Origin of the sequence: Paenibacillus sp. FSL M7-1455 (assembly GCF_038004655.1) — a bacterium.
GTDB lineage: Bacteria > Bacillota > Bacilli > Paenibacillales > Paenibacillaceae > Paenibacillus_AQ > Paenibacillus_AQ cookii.
On the sequence record NZ_JBBORO010000001.1, the window covers coordinates 445,853 to 465,737 of the forward strand.

General features: G+C 54.7%; 13 protein-coding genes. 8 read left to right on the forward strand and 5 right to left on the reverse strand.

Features of this window, described 5'->3' with window-relative positions:
- Positions 1–113: 113 nt before the first annotated feature.
- The gene (locus NYE48_RS01955; RefSeq protein WP_340996562.1) at positions 114–371 is read right to left on the reverse strand and encodes a hypothetical protein; all 258 of its coding nucleotides are present in this window, start codon (positions 369–371) and stop codon (positions 114–116) included.
- Between the two features lie 68 nt (positions 372–439).
- On the opposite strand from NYE48_RS01955, the gene NYE48_RS01960 reads away from it, so the two are divergent.
- A complete protein-coding gene (locus NYE48_RS01960) occupies positions 440–1,849 on the forward strand; it encodes an MATE family efflux transporter (RefSeq protein WP_036709528.1) in 1,410 nt (469 codons plus the stop codon).
- 190 nt (positions 1,850–2,039) lie between these two features.
- Entirely contained in the window at positions 2,040–2,753 is a 714-nt protein-coding gene (locus NYE48_RS01965; protein ID WP_036709532.1) for a DsbA family oxidoreductase, read from the forward strand.
- Between the two features lie 93 nt (positions 2,754–2,846).
- Here NYE48_RS01965 and NYE48_RS01970 read toward each other — a convergent pair whose 3' ends face one another.
- On the reverse strand, positions 2,847–3,902 hold the full coding sequence (locus NYE48_RS01970) for a serine hydrolase domain-containing protein (protein ID WP_340996564.1): 1,056 nt from the start codon (positions 3,900–3,902) through the stop codon (positions 2,847–2,849).
- Positions 3,903–4,133: 231 nt separating this feature from the next.
- On the opposite strand from NYE48_RS01970, the gene NYE48_RS01975 reads away from it, so the two are divergent.
- Positions 4,134–6,521, forward strand: coding sequence for an Ig-like domain-containing protein (locus NYE48_RS01975; protein ID WP_340996565.1), 2,388 nt, complete (start codon positions 4,134–4,136; stop codon positions 6,519–6,521).
- A gap of 95 nt (positions 6,522–6,616) precedes the next feature.
- Here NYE48_RS01975 and NYE48_RS01980 read toward each other — a convergent pair whose 3' ends face one another.
- Positions 6,617–8,389: a hypothetical protein gene (locus tag NYE48_RS01980; RefSeq protein ID WP_340996567.1), complete on the reverse strand. Its 1,773-nt coding sequence runs from the start codon at positions 8,387–8,389 to the stop codon at positions 6,617–6,619.
- A 136-nt stretch (positions 8,390–8,525) separates the two neighbouring features.
- Between NYE48_RS01980 and NYE48_RS01985 the strand changes: the two genes are divergently transcribed.
- Together NYE48_RS01985 and NYE48_RS01990 are read left to right on the forward strand one after the other, a co-directional pair.
- Positions 8,526–9,230 (forward strand): hypothetical protein, encoded by a 705-nt coding sequence (locus NYE48_RS01985; protein ID WP_052146960.1) that lies wholly within the window; start codon positions 8,526–8,528, stop codon positions 9,228–9,230.
- Between the two features lie 19 nt (positions 9,231–9,249).
- Positions 9,250–10,569, forward strand: a complete 1,320-nt coding sequence (locus NYE48_RS01990; protein WP_340996568.1) for a polysaccharide deacetylase family protein — start codon at positions 9,250–9,252, stop codon at positions 10,567–10,569.
- Positions 10,570–10,787: 218 nt separating this feature from the next.
- Here the strand turns inward: NYE48_RS01990 and NYE48_RS01995 are convergent, their stop codons facing one another.
- Both NYE48_RS01995 and NYE48_RS02000 read right to left on the reverse strand, forming a co-directional pair.
- A complete protein-coding gene (locus NYE48_RS01995) occupies positions 10,788–11,726 on the reverse strand; it encodes a hypothetical protein (RefSeq protein ID WP_340996569.1) in 939 nt (312 codons plus the stop codon).
- Positions 11,723–11,872 (reverse strand): hypothetical protein, encoded by a 150-nt coding sequence (locus NYE48_RS02000; RefSeq protein ID WP_340996570.1) that lies wholly within the window; start codon positions 11,870–11,872, stop codon positions 11,723–11,725. Before NYE48_RS02000 ends, NYE48_RS01995 begins: the two co-directional genes overlap by 4 nt.
- 302 nt (positions 11,873–12,174) lie before the next feature.
- On the opposite strand from NYE48_RS02000, the gene NYE48_RS02005 reads away from it, so the two are divergent.
- The 3 genes from NYE48_RS02005 (at position 12,175) to NYE48_RS02015 (ending at position 19,863) form a co-directional block, all read left to right on the forward strand.
- Complete coding sequence (locus tag NYE48_RS02005) at positions 12,175–13,956, forward strand: vWA domain-containing protein (protein ID WP_340996572.1); 1,782 nt, start codon at positions 12,175–12,177, stop codon at positions 13,954–13,956.
- Positions 13,957–14,020: 64 nt separating this feature from the next.
- Positions 14,021–17,413, forward strand: a complete 3,393-nt coding sequence (locus tag NYE48_RS02010; protein ID WP_340996573.1) for a tubulin-like doman-containing protein — start codon at positions 14,021–14,023, stop codon at positions 17,411–17,413.
- Positions 17,413–19,863, forward strand: coding sequence for a transcription initiation factor TFIID (locus NYE48_RS02015; protein WP_341000586.1), 2,451 nt, complete (start codon positions 17,413–17,415; stop codon positions 19,861–19,863). The genes NYE48_RS02010 and NYE48_RS02015 overlap by 1 nt, the downstream gene beginning before the upstream one ends.
- Positions 19,864–19,885: the final 22 nt, after the last annotated feature.

The following is a 19,885-nucleotide window of genomic DNA, read 5'->3' on the forward strand; positions in this document are numbered from 1 at the left end:
ACAAGGTCTGCCGCCGGCTTTCGCGGTGAGTCACGGAAACACCAACCTTTCTTTTGAATTAAAATTATAACGCTTTAACTTTTGGGATAAACTTTACTTGATTGTGTTAGGTTTTACACGGGTAGTACATCACAAAAGTTAAAGTGCTTTAATTTTTGATGCGGCCCGATGACCTTATCATAGAGGATGGTTTTCCAATTATCAACACTTTTTTTGCTGCCGCTGTAAGCGCTGCCTTGGGCGCTGCGGGCAGGTGTTGTCCTCGCATGCTCCAAAAGGCCGCAGCGGCGCGATTTTTCATGGTTTTTCCAAGCAACCGTTTTCCTGAAAATTGTTCGAATGAAATTTGGATGAAAGGAATGTAATCTCATGAAAAGTGTGCTAACATACCATTGTTTTCATTTATTTTACTTTTAGGAAGTAAGGTGATTTCTGACTTATGACCGCACATTCGATGGATTTACAAGAACGGTCAGAATCCACACGTCTCAGCCTTGTGCGTTTAACCTGGCCCATCTTTCTGGAACTGTTTTTGTTCATGCTGATGGGGACCGTGGATACGTTTATGCTCAGTTCGGTTTCGGATGACGCCGTATCCGGGGTAGGGGCAGCCAACCAGATCATGTCGATCGCCATTTTGGTGCTCGAAGTGATCGGAACCGGGGCCTCCATCGTCGTCGCCCAATATTTGGGGTCCAGGAAAAAGCTTGAAGCCGCGCAGGTCACGGGAAACGCGCTGACGCTGAACCTTGCGGTCGGGCTGATCCTGAGCGTCGTGTTTATCGCGTTCGGAGGTTTCATGCTGCGGCTGCTCAACGTGCAAGGGGATATATTTGAATATGCGCACTCGTATATGAGAATCGTCGGGGGCGGGATTTTCCTGCAGGCGCTGATCAACGCGCTGGCCGCTACGATTCGCACGCACGGTTTCACGAAAGAAACGATGGTCGTTTCGTTTTTGATGAACCTCATCCATGTCGGCGGCAACTACGTGCTGATATTCGGGCACTTCGGTTTTCCCGCGCTGGGCGTGGAAGGGGCCGCGATATCGACGGTATTCAGCCGGTTCATTTGTTTCGGCATGTTTTTGTGGCTGCTGTACCGGATCATGGAGGTGCGGGTCGAGTGGCGGTTTTACGTCCGCTTATCCAGGGACTACGTCCGCAAAATTCTCGGCATCGGCATTCCCTCCGCGTTTGAAAGCATCGTCTACCAGAGCTGCCAGCTCGTTTTTACGATGTACGCGACTTACCTGGGGGCGGAAGCGATGGCCACGCGCCAGTACGCCAACAACATTTCGATGTACATTTATTTGTTCAGCATGGCGATCGGCATGGGGACGGCCATCATCGTCGGCCATTACGTCGGCTCGCGCCGCAACCAGGACGCCTACGCGCGGGTGTTTCAAAGCGTCAAATGGGCGCTGGCCGCGACCGTGGTCATCGATCTTGTCGTGATCGCGTTTCGCACCCCGCTGATGAGCCTGTTCACCGACAACCTGGCCATCATCCGCATGGGGGCCCAGGTCATCCTGCTCAGCATCGTGCTGGAGACGGGGCGGACGGTGAACATCGTCATCATCAACTCGCTCCGCGCGTCCGGCGACGCCCGCTTCCCGGTATACATGGGGCTGATTTCGATGGTCTGCATGTCGCTGCCGCTCGGTTATTTCCTGGTGTTCCGCCTGCATCTCGGCCTGGCCGGCGTGTGGCTGGCGATTGCGGCCGACGAGTGGACGCGCGCCGTCATCATGTTTTTCCGCTGGAAAAGCCGGGCTTGGGAGCGGCATGCGCTCGTACCGCCCGCGGAGCAGGAACCGGCGCCTGCTGCGACGCCGACGACGGGGTAACGGCGGAATACGGACGAACGGAAGATGGTTTGCTTTCCCGGGTTGCGGAAACCAAACCTTCAGTATATAATGTGTATAAAATAGTTACAGTTAGACGGCAGGAAATCCTGCCTTTCTTTTTGGATTATTCTGTGTATAAAAAAGTATCAGTTAGTCGAACCTAAGCGTACCACTTTGAGGAGGATGACAAATGAAAGTTGAAGTATGGTCCGATTTTGCCTGCCCGTTCTGCTACATCGGAAAACGCCGTTTCGAAGCGGCGCTGGAAGGCTTCGAGCATAAAAACGAAGTGGAAGTAGTGTTCCGCAGCTTCGAGCTTGATCCAAGCGCGCCGCGCGATAACGACAAAGACATGCACGCGATTTTGGCGTCCAAGTACGGCATGAGCTACGAACGCGCCAAAGAGATGAACGACAACATGACCGAACAGGCGAAAACGGTGGGGCTGACGTACCGCTTCGATACGATGAAGCCTACCAATATGCTGGATGCGCATCGCTTGACGCATTGGGCGGGCGAGTTCGGCAAACGCTACGAGATGACGGAGCGGCTCTTCAAAGCTTACTTTACGGATTCGGAGCATTTGGGAGACCGCGAGGTGCTTGCGCGCCTGGCCGGCGAGATCGGACTGGACGCGAAGGCTGCGGCCGACATGCTCGAAAGCGAAGCCTATAAAACGGAAGTCCGCGAGGATGAGGGCCAAGCGTCGAAGCTCGGCATCACCGGCGTGCCGTTTTTCGTCGTGAACCAAAAATACGGCATTTCCGGCGCCCAGCCCGAGGAAGTGTTCGCGAACGCGCTGAACGAAATATGGAAGGAAGACCACCCGCTGAAGATGGTGGGCGGTTCCGACGATTTGGCGTGCCAGGACGGTTCCTGCGCGCTGCCGGCGGACAACAAATAATAGGGGTTAAAAAATAGAAAAGGAAGCGGGTCCCGCATGCTTCAGCGAAGCTGCCGGCCCGCCTTCTTTTTTTTTGCATGCGAAAAGGACGGTTCAATGGATCGTTTTGGTCATCGCTTTGATCAGTTCGAAGCCGATGTCGTCGACGTGGTTTTTTCGCGGGCGCAGAATGGAAAACGGCCCCAGCGCCAAGCTGCCGTTGTTCGCCAGCACGATCACCGCCATGTTTTTCTCCTTATGGAAACCGATAAAGCTGCTCGATCCGTACGTGCCGCCGTTATGCCAATGCACGCTGTCGTGGTAAACGCCGGTTCGGATCATCCAGCCCATGCCGGCTTCGCCGCCGCGGCCGAGCCGGTGTCTCGGCTTCTGGGTCTCCTTCATGGCCGCCGTCACGGATGCGGCTCCCATGCCGACGTTGGCTTTGACGAACTGCAGCAGGTCCCGGACCGTGGTCCGCAGCCCGCCGGCCCCCGCCAACACGCCAAGATCCCAGTGGGGGACGGATTTGCCATTGGCCGTATATACGGGCAGGAGCCTTTGCTGCTGATCCGGACGAAGGCGGAATGCCGTATCTTCCATAAACAAAGGCGCGCATATTTCTTCGCGAACGAGCTCCTCGAGGCTTTGGCCCGTGCAGCGGGTCAAGATGTATCCGAGAAGCCCCGCCCCCAGATTGGAATATTCGAATTTTCCCGGAGCCTGCGGTTTGCAGGCCCGCAAATCCTGGAGCAGATGTTCTTCCGCGTAGTGCTCGTAAGGATTCAGTTTGTTTCCGATGACGGCTTTCAAGCCCGCGGGCAGCCGGGGAAGTCCGGAAGTATGCGTTCCCAGCTGTTCCAGGGTGATGCGGCTGACCTCATGGTTCGAGGCGCATTCAGGTATGTATGTTCCGACGGTGTCTGCCAAGCCGAGCTTGCCGCGCCGTTCCAGAATGAACAGAAGCGTATTCGTAAAAGCCTTGGTTAGGGATCCGGCTTCGTATATGGCGGAAGCATAATCGAAGCCCGGGGATTGCCCGTGTCCCCAGCAGTACTGGTTGCCTTGTTCCAAAATGCCGATCGTGACGGTCAGCGGGGACCTTTTGCCAAAATGTTTTCGGACCAGCTCCTCGGCCAGCCTTGCAATGGGATGGTCGGTTGTGATCATCGTTGGCACCTCCATATCCATATAGACGTTCATTTGAAGGGATAGTTGCCTGAAGCTTGGCTTTTTTGCTTTTTCAGCGCGTAAAAAATCGACGGCCAAAATTCGACGAATTCGCCCCATTTTTCGAAAAAAAACCGAAAAACATTCAAAAAACCTAATATTCGACGGCCGGATGGCCGATATGTGAGGTATGATGTGTTTATGTCAATACAGAATTGGAGGGAATTAACATTGCAGAAGAAGCTTCGGAAGATGCTTGTCATGATGCTTGTGCTCGTATTGTGCATGGCATATTCAGGGGTCGGCATGGCTGCGAACACCGCTGCCGATTTGACTAAGCTGGTTCTATCGAAATCCCAGATTACGCTGGAGATCGGCGATTCGGCATCCGTGACGGCGACGGGCGTTTATAAGGACAATTCAACCGAAAATGTGACGATAAAAGCAAATTGGAGCAGCAAAAACAACGCGGTGGCCACCGTATACAACGGCACGATTACCGCCGTAGGCGAAGGAACGTCGACCGTTTCTGTCGTATACGGCAGCGAAACCGAGTCGGTTCAGGTCAACGTGACGAAAAAGGTCAAGGCGCTCACGAAAGACGTGCAAAAGCTTGACCTGAAAATGGGCGAAAGCCCGACCATCCATCTGACGGCAACCTATACGGACAATTCCACGGACACGGACGCTTCGAACAAAGCCGAGTGGACGGTGGACGACGGCAACGTCGTTTCGGTCGTTAACGGCAAGGTGACGCCGATCGGCCCGGGAACGGCGACGATCACGGCGGCTTACGGCAGACAATCGGTAACCGTCCCGGTCAGCGTGGAAGTCGTAAAACGATTAGACCCAAGCACGACGCAAGTGTCGATGCTGCTCAGCGAGAACAAACCGGTTCAAATAAAGCTGAAAGCTACATATCCCGACGGCAACGTGCAGAACGACGTATCGGCGCAAGCCGAGTGGTCCACCAGCAACGCGGAGGTAGCGGACGTCATTAAGGGCGAAATTACCGCTTACGGCCCGGGAACGGCGACCATTACGGCCAAATACGGCACGCAGACCGCGACCATCCAGGTGGACGTCGACAAGGCGATCCGTCTGCAGGCCAGCGAGCAGAACATCTTCCTGCATGCCAAGGAGTCGCTGCCGGCTCCGATCAAGCTGGAAGCCGTATATCCGGATAAAGGCGCGGTGGACGTGACGAAAGACGCAACGTGGACATCCAGCAACGAGCAAGTGGTGTTCGTGAAGCAGGGAGCGGTGACGGCGAATTCGCCGGGAACGGCTGTCATTACGGCCAAATACGGCGATAAAAGCGTGACGATCAACGTGGACGTCGACGTGCCTCGCCATTTGGATATGGTCGAGGACGTAGCTTTGAGCCTGTCCGGAAACAAAACGCATCAGCTTGAGCTGAAGGCAACGTACGCCAACGGGCAAACGGAAATGGTACAAAACAAAGCGCAGTGGAAATCCAGCAAGGAAGATGTCGTATATGTTTCGAACGGGCTTTTGACGGCCTATAAAAAAGGCGAAGCGGACATTACGGCGACTTACGCTGGCGTTAGCGTGACGACCCATGTCGCGGTAGACATGCCTCTGAAGGTCGAGCTTTCCTCGAAAAAGGTCTCGTTGAAAGTGAACGGAACGTACCAGGCAAGCATCGTGCTGGATTACGGCGCCAACAAACCTGCGGAGCAGGTCACGGATAAAGTCGAATGGAGCTCCAGCAAGGAAGAGATCGCCAAAGTGGACGAAAACGGCGTCGTTACGGGCGTCGGCACCGGTACCGCCACGATCACGGCGAAATATGAAGGCAAAACGTATACGATGACCGTAGAGGTGGGGCTCGTCAGCGAGCTGACCTCCCTGCAAAGCCTGATCATCCTGTCCGCCGGAGATAAGAAGAAAATCGATTTGACGGCCGTGGACGATCCGGAATCGCCGGACGGCTTGAACAAGAGAGCAACCTGGAAGTCGAGCAGCCCTTCGGTAGCCAGCGTGGACAGCGAGGGCGTCGTGACGGGCTTGAAGAGCGGGAAAGCGACGATTACGGCGGAATACGGCGGCAAGAAGGCTACCGTGCAGGTTGAAGTCGACGTCATTTCCAAAATCGATGCCAGCGCTGATTTCCTCTTCTTGAAAACGGCCGGCAGCGCGAAGGACAAAACCGCAAACGTGGCCGTAACGGTAACGTTCAGCGACGGTTCCGCCAAGGACGTCAGCAGCAAAGCGGAATGGAAAACCTCGAACTATAAAGTGGCCACTGTCGTAAACGGCAAAATAACGGCGGTCGGCAGCGGCAAAACGACGATTACGGCCAAATACGCCAATAAAACCGTCCGTATTCCTGTGGAAGTGGACGTCCTGAAATATTTGCAAACGAACGAAGTGAGCCTGAACATGAGCGTTGGCCAAACCTTCAATCTGACCGCAACCGCCACGTACAGCGACGGAAGCGAATCGGACGTATCGAAACCTGCGCTCTGGAAATCCTCGCGCATCCTGACCGCAACGGTGAAGGACGGCGTGGTGAAGGCGACGGGCAAAGGGAAAGCCACGATTACCGTTTCGTTCGGCGGCAAGTCGACGAAAGTGGTCGTAAACGTGAAATAAATTAACGGCATAAAATTTCTAGATCATTAATTCATATGCCTCATTTGAATGCACGAACGGGCGGCGCAAAAAAACATTTTGCGCCGCCCGTTCTTTTATTCCAAGCGTTCCACGTCAAACACCGGGACATTGATCGGCTGATTCAGCGGGTCGCCGCCGGGGATGACGTCTTCGAATTGATTGAACATTCCGACGACGGTTATGCTCGTTCCCTCGTTGAACATGTAATCGCCGCGCAGCTTGATGTAAGAAGCGCCCACCTGCGCCAGCGCCTGGCCTTCTCCGCCGTAGACGATATAGCAGGCGAAGCTTACCTTTTCGTTTTCATGCGCAAGCAGATCGGCTCCGTCGATGTCGGCGTAATCCTTTTGGAAGCCCGCGAACTGGTAGCTGTCCCCTTGCCGCGTATAGACCGCCTCTTGCGAGGCGGACGCACTTCCGTCTTCGCCGACGCCCGCCGGGTTCGTCACAAGCAGTGAACGGTCGGGCTGCACCGCGTAACCGTCGGCTTCGAAGAAAAACAACGGCGTCATTTGGCTGCCGTGAACTTCGTATGCCGCATACAGCGCTTTTCGCGAGGCGGATTCGCCTTCGACGAGAAGGACCGGCGCCGTTTTCGTGCTGAGCGATTCTTCGACCGAAACGTTCCGGATGGCGACGTCGCCCGGAAATTCGCGTGTGCTCGCCGCCTGCACCGTCTCGTCCGCATTCATGACCGCAAAATAAATGGCGTTGCCGTCATCCGAGCCGATGGCATAAGCGCTGCCGCCAAACCGGCTGCCCCCGCCGCCGACATGGCTGAAATTGGCCGTCTGGCCGACGAGCTGCAGCAGACGGAGCGGGTCATGAGCGGTCCAGGCCAGCCTTGCCTTTTTCACTTCATCCGATGTGTCCCGGTAAGCGGATAACGCCTCATAAAGGGCAATAGCCCCTTCGTAGTCGTTGTTTTTGATTTTCCGCTGCGCCGAGGTCAGCCATTTTCGGATTTGCCGATCGATTTCCTTCAGCAGGCTGGATTTGATTCCGGCGCTTTGCACGTAAGACTCGTAGGTTTTGGCGTGAAGCGCGTAATTGGCCGGCTGGTCTCCGTCCACATCCTTTTTCAGAATCATCCGGGAGAGCTCTTCCGTTTTGCTTTTGACCCATGGCGCCTGGATCTTCCGCCCTTCATACTCATCCATCAGCGTTTGCGAATAATCCAGCAGCTGGGCGAATTTTCCGCCCCCGGCGAGCCGGGACATCAGCTTTTCGTCGAAATCTTTGAATTTGGCACCAAGCTGCTTGGTTTTTTCGTCTGCCCCGCCGTAAAACGCTTCGGGAATCGCCTGCAGGTTCCATTTTGCGCCGGCTTCGTCCGTGAGCCCTTGATTCAGCTGCTGCTCCAGCTGGCCGTAAAACAAGCCCTTGAACTCTTTGAAATAACGCGTGATATCGTCCGAAATGCCGTAGCCCGCCGAAATTTTGGGGTAAACGGCCGCAAACCGTTTGTCCGCGCTCATGAACTTGTTCCGGGCATCCTGGAATTCGCCGTAAACCTGAAGAAAGCCGGCAAAATCCTGGCTGGAACCCGTCCGTTCCACGCGCCCGTCCAGGCGGGCCAGCGTGGCTTTCATCTCCGTAACCGGCGCGAGCTCGTTCAGGCGTTTGGCGATCAACGCTTCTTTGTAATGAAAGGATCGGTTGTTGGCCGCCTTCCGGTACCACTCCTCCGCTTGTATGAGGTTGTTTTCCCGATAGTAACGCTCCGCCTCGTCGACCCATGCCATTTTGCGCTTCATGTCGATCCCTTTGAACGCGATCAGGACCAGCATGGCGATGCAAAGCAAGATGAGAATATGCCTCAAGGTCAGCACTTGTTTTATTTTCATTTGTGGACGGCCCCCCAAGCTCCCTCTAAAATTCTCCTGATCATATTCCGATATTAATAGAATGTAGCATTTTTCGAATGTACGTCAAATGGCAAGCATTTCGACAGGTTAATTTGATATCGAGGAGATATGTATCATGAACGGCAAACCGAATCCGAATATGAAAACTAGAGGCTGGCTGAAAAATCTTTTGACCGCCCGCTCTGAAACCGCATCCGAGACTGCGGCGGCCGAAATTCAGGCAATAACCGAAAACGAGGCTGAACCTGCCGTCCCGGCTTCGTCCGACGCGGAACTTTCGCTGCTGGACCAGGACAAAGCGGCTTTGGACCTCATCGTTGCCGTCGAAAACATGCTGAATGACCGCCAGCTGACCGCGTTCAGATTGAAAGACCACGAAGAGCAGCTGCAAAACGCTTATGATACCATCAATCGACTGAAAAACGAGCTGAGCAAAAAAGAACACGCGATTCTCGAAAAGGAAAAGGAGTTCCGGAACCTCGAGGACAAGCTGACGCAAAAACAAATGAGCTACGACCAGCTGCTTGAAGACTATAAAGAATACCAAAACTCCGCAAGCTCCGGCATGGAAAATTTGAAGTACCAGCTGGAAAAGGAACGGAACAAATACGCGAAACTCAACGAGGAGTTCAGCCAATACCAGCATGAAAGCGTGAGAAAAACAAAGGAACTCGACGAAAAAATCCGGGATCTGGAGAGCGAAAACCAGAAGGTGGAAAGCCAATACCAAAAGGTGCTGGAAGAGAAAAACCATCTGCTGCAGACCATTTCCGATTTTACCGCACGCATGAATTTCTCGCTGACCCCTCCAACGGAATAACGGCAACGGGAGGTTTACCATGCAGCAACCCTATTTGACGAAGTGGCTTGAGATCCGGTCCATTGAAGAGCGGGAATCCGGCGATTTTTTGATGCAGGTGGACTTCGTCTGCGATCAGACGACCGCGATGGTTTGGAAAGTAGACTCCTTTACGGGACCGCGGATTCGCCAAGTGTTGACGGAAGCCGAGGACGCCGATATGAAATTCAGGCTGTCTTTTGCGAGCGAACGCAGCTCTCTGGATCAACAACGGTACGGCCAAATTACCAGGTACGGCAGAAACGCCGTGCGGAAAGTGAAATTCGCTTGTTCAGAGACGTTTGCGGAACAGCTTGCCGTGCTGAAGCGGATCGGCGATGCCGGCGAATTGGAGGGAGCCTCTTTCATCGCTCCAAGTCTTGACTTGAGTAATAGCAGCGGTATCGATTCCGAACCCGAGCCCGATCCGAAACCTGCCAAGGCTGCAGTGAATGCCGGAAAAATCGCAAGCGTGGGCGCCGCTTTGCTGGTCCTTATTCTTTTATTTTATTTCTCTTTTTCCAAATCTTCACTCATGGATGAAAAGGCACTGGCCAATACAGACGGGACGGCCCTGGCGGAAGGCGTTGCCGCGGAGGACAAATCCGCGCAGGGGGAACGTTTGACCGCGCAAACCGAAAGGGAATCCTGGGTAAAAACGGCCGCTGCCGCCGCTGCCATTCCCGCAGCTTCCGAGCCGCCCGTCCCGCTCAAGCCGCAATTTCAGGCGCCGGCAGCGGTCAGCTTGGATAAGCCGGTCAATTTCGGCATTTCGAAGGAGTCCGTCGCGATCACCTTTGATGACGGCCCTTCCAAATACACCAAAGAGATCGTCGATATTCTGGAGCGTTACAACGCCGGGGGGACGTTTTTTTTCGTCGGAACCCAGGTCCGAAAGTTTCCCGAAGCGGTAAAATACGCTTCCGACCATGGCTTTGCGATCGGCAACCACTCCATGACGCATGCCAATCTGCAGAAGTTGCCCGCGGAGCGGCAGCAGGCGGAAATTTTGCAGACAAACAAGCTCATCAAGGACATTACCTCAAAGCCTGTCGCGCTATTCAGGCCACCCTACGGCTCCATGAACGGGCATACCCGAAAAGCGGCGGAAGGCGCCAACATGAAAATCGTGTTGTGGAACCGCGATCCGGAAGATTGGAAAAGCAAAAACAGCCCGCAGCACGTTCTCAATTACATTGAGCATGCCCAGGCGGGGGGATCGGTCATCCTTCTGCATGAATCCGAAAAAACGGTCCGTCTCCTCCCGCAACTGATTAAATATTTGCAAAAGCAGCAGATTCCGATCGTAAATTTGGAATAGCCTTGCCCCAAGCTGCTTTGTTCATCCCCTAAATATTTCATATTTTTAACCATATGATAAACCCGAAAAGGCCTGCTCCATTTTGAGCGGGCCTTTTTCAAATATAACCGGGCTTTATTTTGCGGCGTTTTGCGGACGAATCCAAAAATTGCGCAGGGTTTGCGGCGGTTTTATCGTCATATAATAACGGCCCCTTTAATAGAATTTGGACACATGCTCTAATCCCAGTTCTGGAATTCGGGGTCCCAACGGTATTTTTCGTTATAGAGGGCCGACACCTCGTTGCGAAGGCCGTTCCACGTTTGATCGGGATTGCGCCGTACCAGCCGGTATAAGCGAAGAAACCGGTCTTTCGGAAGATGGCGGACGTAACGAAGAATAAAATCCGGGTACGCATCCACGTAGGTTTTCATCCGGACGGCCGCGCCGGCGACAAGCGCCATGATTCGGACGCCGTTCTTCATATCGAGGATTTCGCGTTCGTACCGCAGCACGTACCGGATGGCTTGATGTTTGATCAGTGCGCGTTTGATTTTGGCCAGCTCGCCGATGTATTCAGCCAGGGCGGGTTCGAAATCGCTGATCATAAGCGGTTCGAGCGTCAGATCCATGTCTTTGCGGAGCGCAAACGACTGAAGGAGCATGATTTGCTGCAAGCGGATCCGGTCATTATGTACGATCGTCGCCATTTCCCGCAAAATTTCGTAGCCGAGCTGCTCATCGTCTTTAATGGCGGCCGAAGCCGTCGTCAAATTCGTATAAATGCCTTCGATGATCCGGCGTTGGCTGCTTCGCAGCAGCCTTTCGAGCTGCCTCCGGGTTTCGGGCTCGATCATTTTCCGCTGAAACCACCAAAGCAGGCCCGTCAGCAGGATGCCGCCCGCCAGGCAGAGGATGATCTGCAGGAGGGTTTGGCTGAATAGCACGGCCGCAAGGGTGATGAGCAGGGCGATCAGACGCTCGTTTTGCATGGAACGTTTGGCTTGGATGCGAGCCTGCTGCATGACCGGAATCAGCGCTTCCCGGCCGCAATTTGCGCATCGGTCTTCCCATAGCACCGTAAAAAAACGGCAATGTTTGCAAATTCTTAACTTTTCGTAGGCATATCTCGTCTTATGATAAGGGCGTAGGATCAGCGGCTTTTTCTTGGCCATCATGCGCGATCCCCCCGCGGGTTGGCGATTTCCAGGAGCGTTTCATCGATATCCTCGGGCGTAGGAGCTTTCTTTTGTCGATGGAAATACACGGCGATTTGGATGACGATAAAAAGAAACAAAATGCCGAGGCATCCGTATGCAATCATAATCCGCACTCCTTTCGGGGTTCAAAAACGATGAGTTCAATTGTTTGCGAGACTTAAGTCCTATACGCAGCGCAGCGGCTGCTCTCATTGAACTTTGCCGGCTTTAATTATATCATATTATAAAAGTATTGGGAGTTTTTAGTCGCCTTATGGCGGCTTTCGCTGCTAGATTTGGAAAACCGGGGATTTCGTTTATTACGTAATTTTATCGTTTCTTAAGCATTTTTTAAGACTTTTTTCCTAAAGTAGAAGGAAGGCTTATGAAATCCCACAATTCACTAGAGAAGGAGTATCGAAAGTCTATGCTTCATAAAAATAAAATAGCACTCTGTCTTCTGCTGGTAGGTTTGCTGGTCATGCTGCCGGTTTGGAGCCCCGGGGTTTCGGCCGCCGCCGCGCAGCCGTCTTCCCATATCGATGCGGTGCTGGTCCTTGATGCAAGCAACTCGATGAAAACAAGCGATCCGAACGAGGTCAGCGGCGAAGCGATGAAGATGTTCATCGACATGCTCCAGGCGCAAGGGGACAAGGTGGGGATCGTCTCCTATACCGACAAGATCCAGCGGGAAAAAGCGCTGCTTACGATCCAATCGGATGCCGACAAAAACGACTTGAAGCAATTCATCGACCAAATCGACCGCGGCGCCTATACGGATATATCCGTCGGGGTGAAGGAAGCGGTCAAGGTGCTGAAGCAGGGCGCCGAACCGGGCCATGAGCCGATGATCGTCGTGCTGGCGGACGGCAACAACGCGCTCGACCCGAAATCGGGACGCACGCAGGCGCAGTCCGACCAGGAGCTGAACCAATCGGTGCAAGAGGCAAAGGCCGGCGGCATCCCGATTTATACGATCGGCCTCAATGCGGACGGCAAGCTGAACAAAGACGCGCTTTCCAAGCTCTCGGACCAGACCGGGGGCAAGTCTTTTTCGACCAGTTCGGCCGACGATCTGCCGCAGATTTTGAGCGAAATTTTTGCCAGCCACCAAAAGCTGAAAATCGTGCCGGTCAGTTCGATCACGGCAAACGGCAGCTATCAGGAAGTCGTCGTCAACGTGCCGAACGCGAACGTCCTGGAAGCGAACATCTCCCTGATGTCCGGCAAGCCGGTGGACGTCCAATTATCCGATCCGTCGGGGAAAGACGTGCCGGTTCCATCGGCAAACGTGCAGCGCTCCACATCGAAGACGTATTCCCTGATCAAGCTCCTCAAACCGGAGCAGGGCGATTGGAAGCTGCGGGTCAAGGGCATTCCCAAGGATAAAATCGACATCAACCTCATTTTCAACTACGATCTTGAGCTGGCCATGGAGCCGCTGAAATCGGCCTCCGTCAAAAAAGGCGATACGGTCGACATCAACGCCTACCTCGTCAGCAACGGACAAAAGCTGAACAATAACGGGCTTTATAAGGACATGACCGCCAAACTTCTTGTCAAGGATCTCGATACCGGGGATACGAAAGAGGTGGAGCTTGCCAATCAAGGCGACCATTTCGAAGGTTCCTACAAGGTGGAGGCGAAACATCAATACGAACTGAAGGTTCGCGCCGAGGACAAAAGCTTTTACCGGGAATCGAAGCCGGTGACCATCAGCGCCAAAGCCGCCGGCGCCGGAAGCGGCGGGGCCCCGGGCGCGGACAAGGCAGACAAGAAACCATTTCCGGTGTGGCCCGTAGTGATAGGCATCGCCGTCCTGACCGTGCTGGCCGCTGCCGCCTACTTCGTCATGGGCGCGGTCCGGAAAGCGAATAAAGGATTCGTCGGGCAGATGGTCGTGGAGATCCGCGACGAAAACACCGGCGAAAAAACGTATCCGCAATACAAAAAGCTGACCGCCTTTAAGGGCAAATTCAATTTGCATCAGCTGCTCCAGCTTGCGCCGGAACTGAAGGAAACGGAAAAAGTCATGTTTATGCCGGGCAAAAACGACCGGCTTGTGCTGAAAAACAACTCCGCCTGCACCGTCGAGAAATCGGGGCGCGCGGTGAACGCCGCGCAGGGTACCGAGCTGAAAAGCGGCGACCGTCTCAGCATATCGCTGCCGCAGGTGGATAAGACGATTTTGATCGAATATTTGGTGTGATGTTGAACGAATGAAACGCAAGCAACAATAGACGAACCTTGAGAAGCACTCAGGAGGGGAAAAGATGAAACCGGTAGTTAGAGAACACATCCAGCAGCTTGACGTATCGCTTGGCGGAGGAATCGTCAGCGAGAAAATCCGGGTCGATACGATCGACAATCCGATTCTCATTATTGGCCTTGGAGGCACGGGGATCGACGCGCTATTGCGCCTGAAATACCAGATCAACCGCCGCTTCAAGCTGCCGGAGGATCCGCTGTCCAAGAAAAAAATGGAGAAGCCGTCCAACGTGGAGTTTTTGGCTTTCGAAACGAACGAACAGGACCGGAACAAACGCTATAAAGGGGTGGGACTCGATTCGATCAACGAATTCGTCCTGCTTTCCAACGCCGAAATCGGCGGGCTGCTGCAGAACCGCAGCATTTTGGAGCCGTACATCACGGATTGGCTGTCCCCGGAGCTCAGCATCACCGACGGCATGAACGGCGCTGCCGGCGTGCGCCAGGCGGGACGCCTGCTGTTGTTCACGAAAATCAACCAGGTGGTTCAAGCCATCGACAAAAAGATCAAAACGCTCTCCGTCGGCACCAGCAAAAAGCTGATGGTGTTCCTGCTGACGGGGCTCTCCGGCGGAACGGGCAGCGGCTGCTTCCTGGACATCGCCTACATCGTGCGCGGCATTATCGAACGCGATTACGGCTCCGCGGGGATCGACCGCGTCAACACGCTCGGCTACCTGTTTACGCCTGACGTGAACCTGTCGAACAAAAGCCTGAGCGAGCATACGCGGGAATACATCAAGAAAAACGGCTACGCCGCCTTGAAGGAGCTCGACTACTGGATGAACGTCGACGCCCGCGGCGAACGCTTCAAGCAGCAGTACGGCAACATTTTGACCGTCAACTCGCCGCTGCCGCCGTTTAACCTGTGCCATCTCATTTCCGCGACGAACACCGAAGGCAAGCTGCTGGAAAACGCGTACGATTACTGCATGAACGTCACCGCCGAGAACATCACGAACTTCATGGCCAGCGAAGAAAAGCAGTCCGGCGAAGAATTCGCGATCCACGACTACATCAGCAACATCCGGACCAACATCGCGCAGATGAACAAGATGTATCCGGCCAACTACGATTACAACATTATCGGCGCATCGTCCGCGGTGCTGCCGATCGAGGAAATGACGACATACCTGGCGTACCGCCTCTTCGGCAAAATGGAATCGATGTTCGAAAAGGCGCCGAGCCAGGAGGACGTGGAGAAGTTCGCGCGTAAGCTGGGCATCGACCTCGACACGATGGTCAAAACGTTCGAATCCCGCGTGCCCGAGCCGCTGCCGGGTTACCAGAACAGCGAACGCCTGAGCTATACGAACGTCGTGAAAAACCAGGTCATCAATATGGATACCGAGCTGGAGCAGACGTTCCTGGCCCGTGCCCGCGAAGAATACATCAAAGCGAAAAAACAGCTGCCCGGCGAAATCGTGCAGCAGTTCAGCGACCAGGTGCGCCGCATCTTCCTGCATCCGCAGCAAGGCCCGTTTTACGTATCGCGCCTGCTGTACACGGAGAAGGGATTCTGCCTCCTGAAGATGCTGCTGTCCTACATCGAGACGCTGCGGGAGAATTTGACCCGCATTCCGCGCGACATCGAGGCGGCCAGGGAGCAGGCGAACGAACGGCTGGGCGATGCGAAAAGCGCTTTTGTCTCCAAGGAGAAAAAGAAAAACGTCTACATCGAAGCGAAAATCAACGAGTACTGGCTGATGGCGGACGTCGAGCGCACCGAGCAGATGATCGAGTTTTACGAGGATCTGTATGAGCTATTGAACCAGGAAAACAACCGCATTTATAACGTCTATACCGAAATTTTGAACGCCCTGAACGCCATTTTCGCCAAAAACGGGGACATTCTCCTAAACGGCGAAGAGCAGCTGGATCATAAAGGCAACAAAACGTACTACTGGAATATCGTCAGCGTGCCGGACATCTCCAAGGTCATCAACCGGATGATGGAGCAGAAGGACGTCGAGGATCTGATCCGCGATTTCACCCAAGAGCTGCTGGAGCATTCCGACCGGTGGATCAAAGAGCAGGAAATCGATATCGTCAGCTCCATTTCCGACTTCCTGACGGAAAAATTCGGGGATCTGATCACGAAGTCGATGGAGGATTTCCTGGTGATGAAGTTCGGGCAGGAGGAATCCATCGAAAAATTCGTCGAGCGCAAAATCGCCAGCAAGCTGGACGAGGAGGCCGTGCCGGTTTTCCATTTGAGCAACAGCGCGGGCAACTTGTATTTCCCTTCCTGGGGCTTCGTGTCGGTGCCGGTGCAGGCGCCGAGCATCCTGAAAGGAATTCGCAACTACCAGAGCAACTCGATCGGCAAATCGAATTTCACGGTGAAGGAAAGCGAAGTGAAAAACCGGATTTTCTGGCTGAACACGAAAAACGGCGTGCCGCTGTTCGTGTATACGCCGCTGAAGGTATACGAGGAAAGCTACGAACGAACCATCCTCGACAAAGAGGGCATCGGTCGCCATCTGGTGCAAACCGACCGCGCCAATTGGACGTACCTGCCGTCCCCGATCCCGGAAAAATCATGGGGCGAAACCTACGTCAATCCGCGGGTTCAAAGCTATAACGCCCGCGTCCGGGCGGAATTCGGCCGGGCTCTTGGGTACAAAATCATCGTGGAAAAAGGCGTCGACCAAAACACGAGCAACCGCTTCGCGGTGGTCTATACGAAGCCGTTTGATCTGGATCAGCTCCTTCGCGCTTACGACATGCAGCTTGGCGCGGCCAAGCCGAATCTCGGCGAAGTGAAGCGTGCCGCCACCGAACTGAAGCGGCTGCTTGAAGACGGGCTGGAGCAGGAAAACGTCAAGGATATTTTCGGCAGCATCAACGAAGAGCTGGCGAAGGAGAACCTGATCCGCTCGCCGGAGCAGATTGCGCGCGTTCGGGCGGAATTGGCGAAATATGAGGCGATTCAATCCAAGCTGAAAGAACTGGAGGCCGTCATCAACAAAAACCAGGACGAGGAAAAATGGCTCGACCAGTTTATCGAAGCGATGTATACCGGCACGATCTGCAAAAAAGGGGCGCTGTACGTCTATGACCGCGATCCGGAAGAGGAAGCGTGGGAGCCGTTCGCGAACCTGATGAAAAGCGTCAATTATGTGGAATACGAGGTTTACAAGCATTTCCGCGGGCTGGATGAGCGAAGCCGGAGCACGCTGCTGCGCAAATCCTCCCGCCGCGATCAAGAGCTGACGGCTTCCGAGGACATTTCAGGGCTGCTCGTCAAGATGGATGATCTGTTCGGGGTATTCCTCGACGCGCGCGAGCGTCTGGAATACGAGAAGGTGGAGCTGGCCGACGGGGAAGAACGCTATCAGTTCTACAAGCAGGTCGCTTCCAAATTAAACGATATCCGCAGAAGGTTGAAATCATGATGGAGCGGGTATTGGAACGGTTCGCCGCAGGTTATGCCGCCGATCAGGATAAGCTGTCGGGCAAAGGGGATGACCAGAGCAGCATCCACTACCCGGCCGTGTTTCTGTTCATTGGGGATAAATCGGCCGAGGCCATCGAGCCGATGATGCGCATCAATCATAAAAAATGGGATAACAGCGCCGGCGTCATGTATTTTCATGTCGGAACCGGCCGCGGGCCGGGAGGGCCGCATTCGGGACACGCAAGCCGGTCCGCGTCCGGGAATCCGGGGGCGGGCTCACCGGCCTCGGGGAAAACCGGAATTTCCGGCGGCGCCGAGCTGCGGGTCAGCCGGTTTGCGATCGACGCCGGACCTGCCGGACAGGATCCCAAAACGCTCCGCAAAGAGCTGTACCGTTCCTTTTACCGGGACGAGGAGCAGCTGTACGCCCTGAACCGGGCGCTGCGGCAGCTCAGCTACAACATAGCGGACTACGGGCGGCTGTATTCGTCATTCGACCGCATTCATCTTTCTGTCATTACGCGGGTCGACGACCCGCTTAATGTGTTCATACCGGAAGTTTCCCTGCTGGCGCAGTCCATCTTCGCCCAGTCCTTCAAATCGGTGCAGATGGATTTGTACGTCCTGATCAGCGAGCGGGACCAGATGGAATCGTTCGGGTACGGCAGCTCGGCCGGGGTGGCTTTTCTCCGGGAACTGGAAGTGATGCAGAGCCCCGACTACAGCTTTTCGGCAAAGCTGCACGTGACGGAGGACGGCCTGTCCATCCCGGTCACGCACCGGCCGGCCCCGCTGTTTGATCTCGTCTACGTGCTTTCGGACAAAAACGAACGCGGCATTACCGCCGCCCACGGCATGCAGGACAACTACGAAATCATTTGCCATGTGAGCCTGCTCAAAAACCGGAAGCAAAAGGAAAGCCATTTCGACATGAATGCCGGAGGGTATAACAACACCTCCTTCAAAAACAACGTCATGACCGAATCCGGCCGCCAGGGATACGTTTCGGCAGGTTTTTCCCGCGTTAAACGTCCCAACGAGTCGATTGCGCTGGCCGTGCTGTACCATTTTTACGGCGGTTTGCTCAGCCGGATGAAAAACGTGCCGGAATGGGGATTCAAAGAAAAAATGTCCTTTTTCGGCCTCGACCCGGCGGCCATATCGGAGCAAGCGGAAAGAATCGTCCCGGACGGCGGCAAAATCGCCGAGATGACCGGCATGATGACGCACCCGGTCAGCTACGGCTCGCTAAAGCGCATGACGCTCCGCGACGCGGAAGAGGCGCTGTTCGGCGGCGGCTGCGAGGCTTATTTCCGGAGCAACTACGTGCAGGAGACCGAGCTGCGCTTAAAGCAGCTTCAAGCCGGCGAAGGGCTGGGGGAACGGATCCGCCGCCGTTTGCGCGAGCAGTCGGCCGTGGGGATTTTCGGGATCGCGTTATGGACGGACGAAAAAAACGGCGGCAGCGTGCTGGAGGCGGTACGGAGCCGCATCCGCGATTTGGCGGGACATTGGGAAGCCGAAAAAGCGGAGCTTGCAAGTTACTATGAGGAGCGGGTCGAAAACCAGCCGTTCCCGAAACGGCCGCTGATGGAGAAGCATAACGTCCGAAGCTTCATCCGTTTTTTCTTCGAGACGGTGTACCGGCGGAAGCTGGAGCTGCTGCGGATCGAGACCGAGCTGAAGCTGTATCGGCGTTACGAAACGGAATTGGCCCGAATCCACGCGGAATATAAGCAAAAGGCGCTGGAGCTTACGGAGGTCGAGGAGACGCTGCTGCATGCGGCCCGCGCAAGCATCCGGGAAGCCGACGATTACATCGGCCAGAACGTCATGGAATATTACGGCGTGGTCACCGAAGAGCTGATGCGCGAGCTGGAGTCGCGGCGCGGCGAAGGCGTTTTTTTCGAGGAGCGGTATATGGGAAGTTTCGCCGAGCTTTTGGATGAAGGCAGGGAACGGATGTTGATGCGGCTGATCGATGTGTGCAGAAGAGAGCTGTTGGAATCGGAAGCGTTCGATCAGACCTTCGAGGAGGAGCTTTTGAACCGGGCGAACGTAACGGCGGAGTATGGCAACCGGCAGGTCCTTTCGAAGGAAGAGCTGTTCAAAAGGCTGTACCGGACGTTGGAGGAGCACGCCGTCATCAACCTGCGCCTGCTCGAATACACGCAAGAGCACCGCTACGAGGAAAAATACTTTTTCGGGGATGCCGAAAGCGAATTTATCCGGTATGCGGCCGCAGCCGACGAGACCTCCCGGATCTACAAGCTGGGCGTCGTGCATGAGAAACGCAGCAGCGGCGTCGAGAAATTGAACCTGATGGGCGGATTTCACCTTGAGGATCTGATGTATTACCGCAACGGAAAAGTTTATTACGAAACCTACGTTCAGAACGGCTACGAATTCCATGGGATCGACGCCGAACGGCTGCCGGAGCTGAAATAGCCCCGTTTTCAATCGGTCGCCG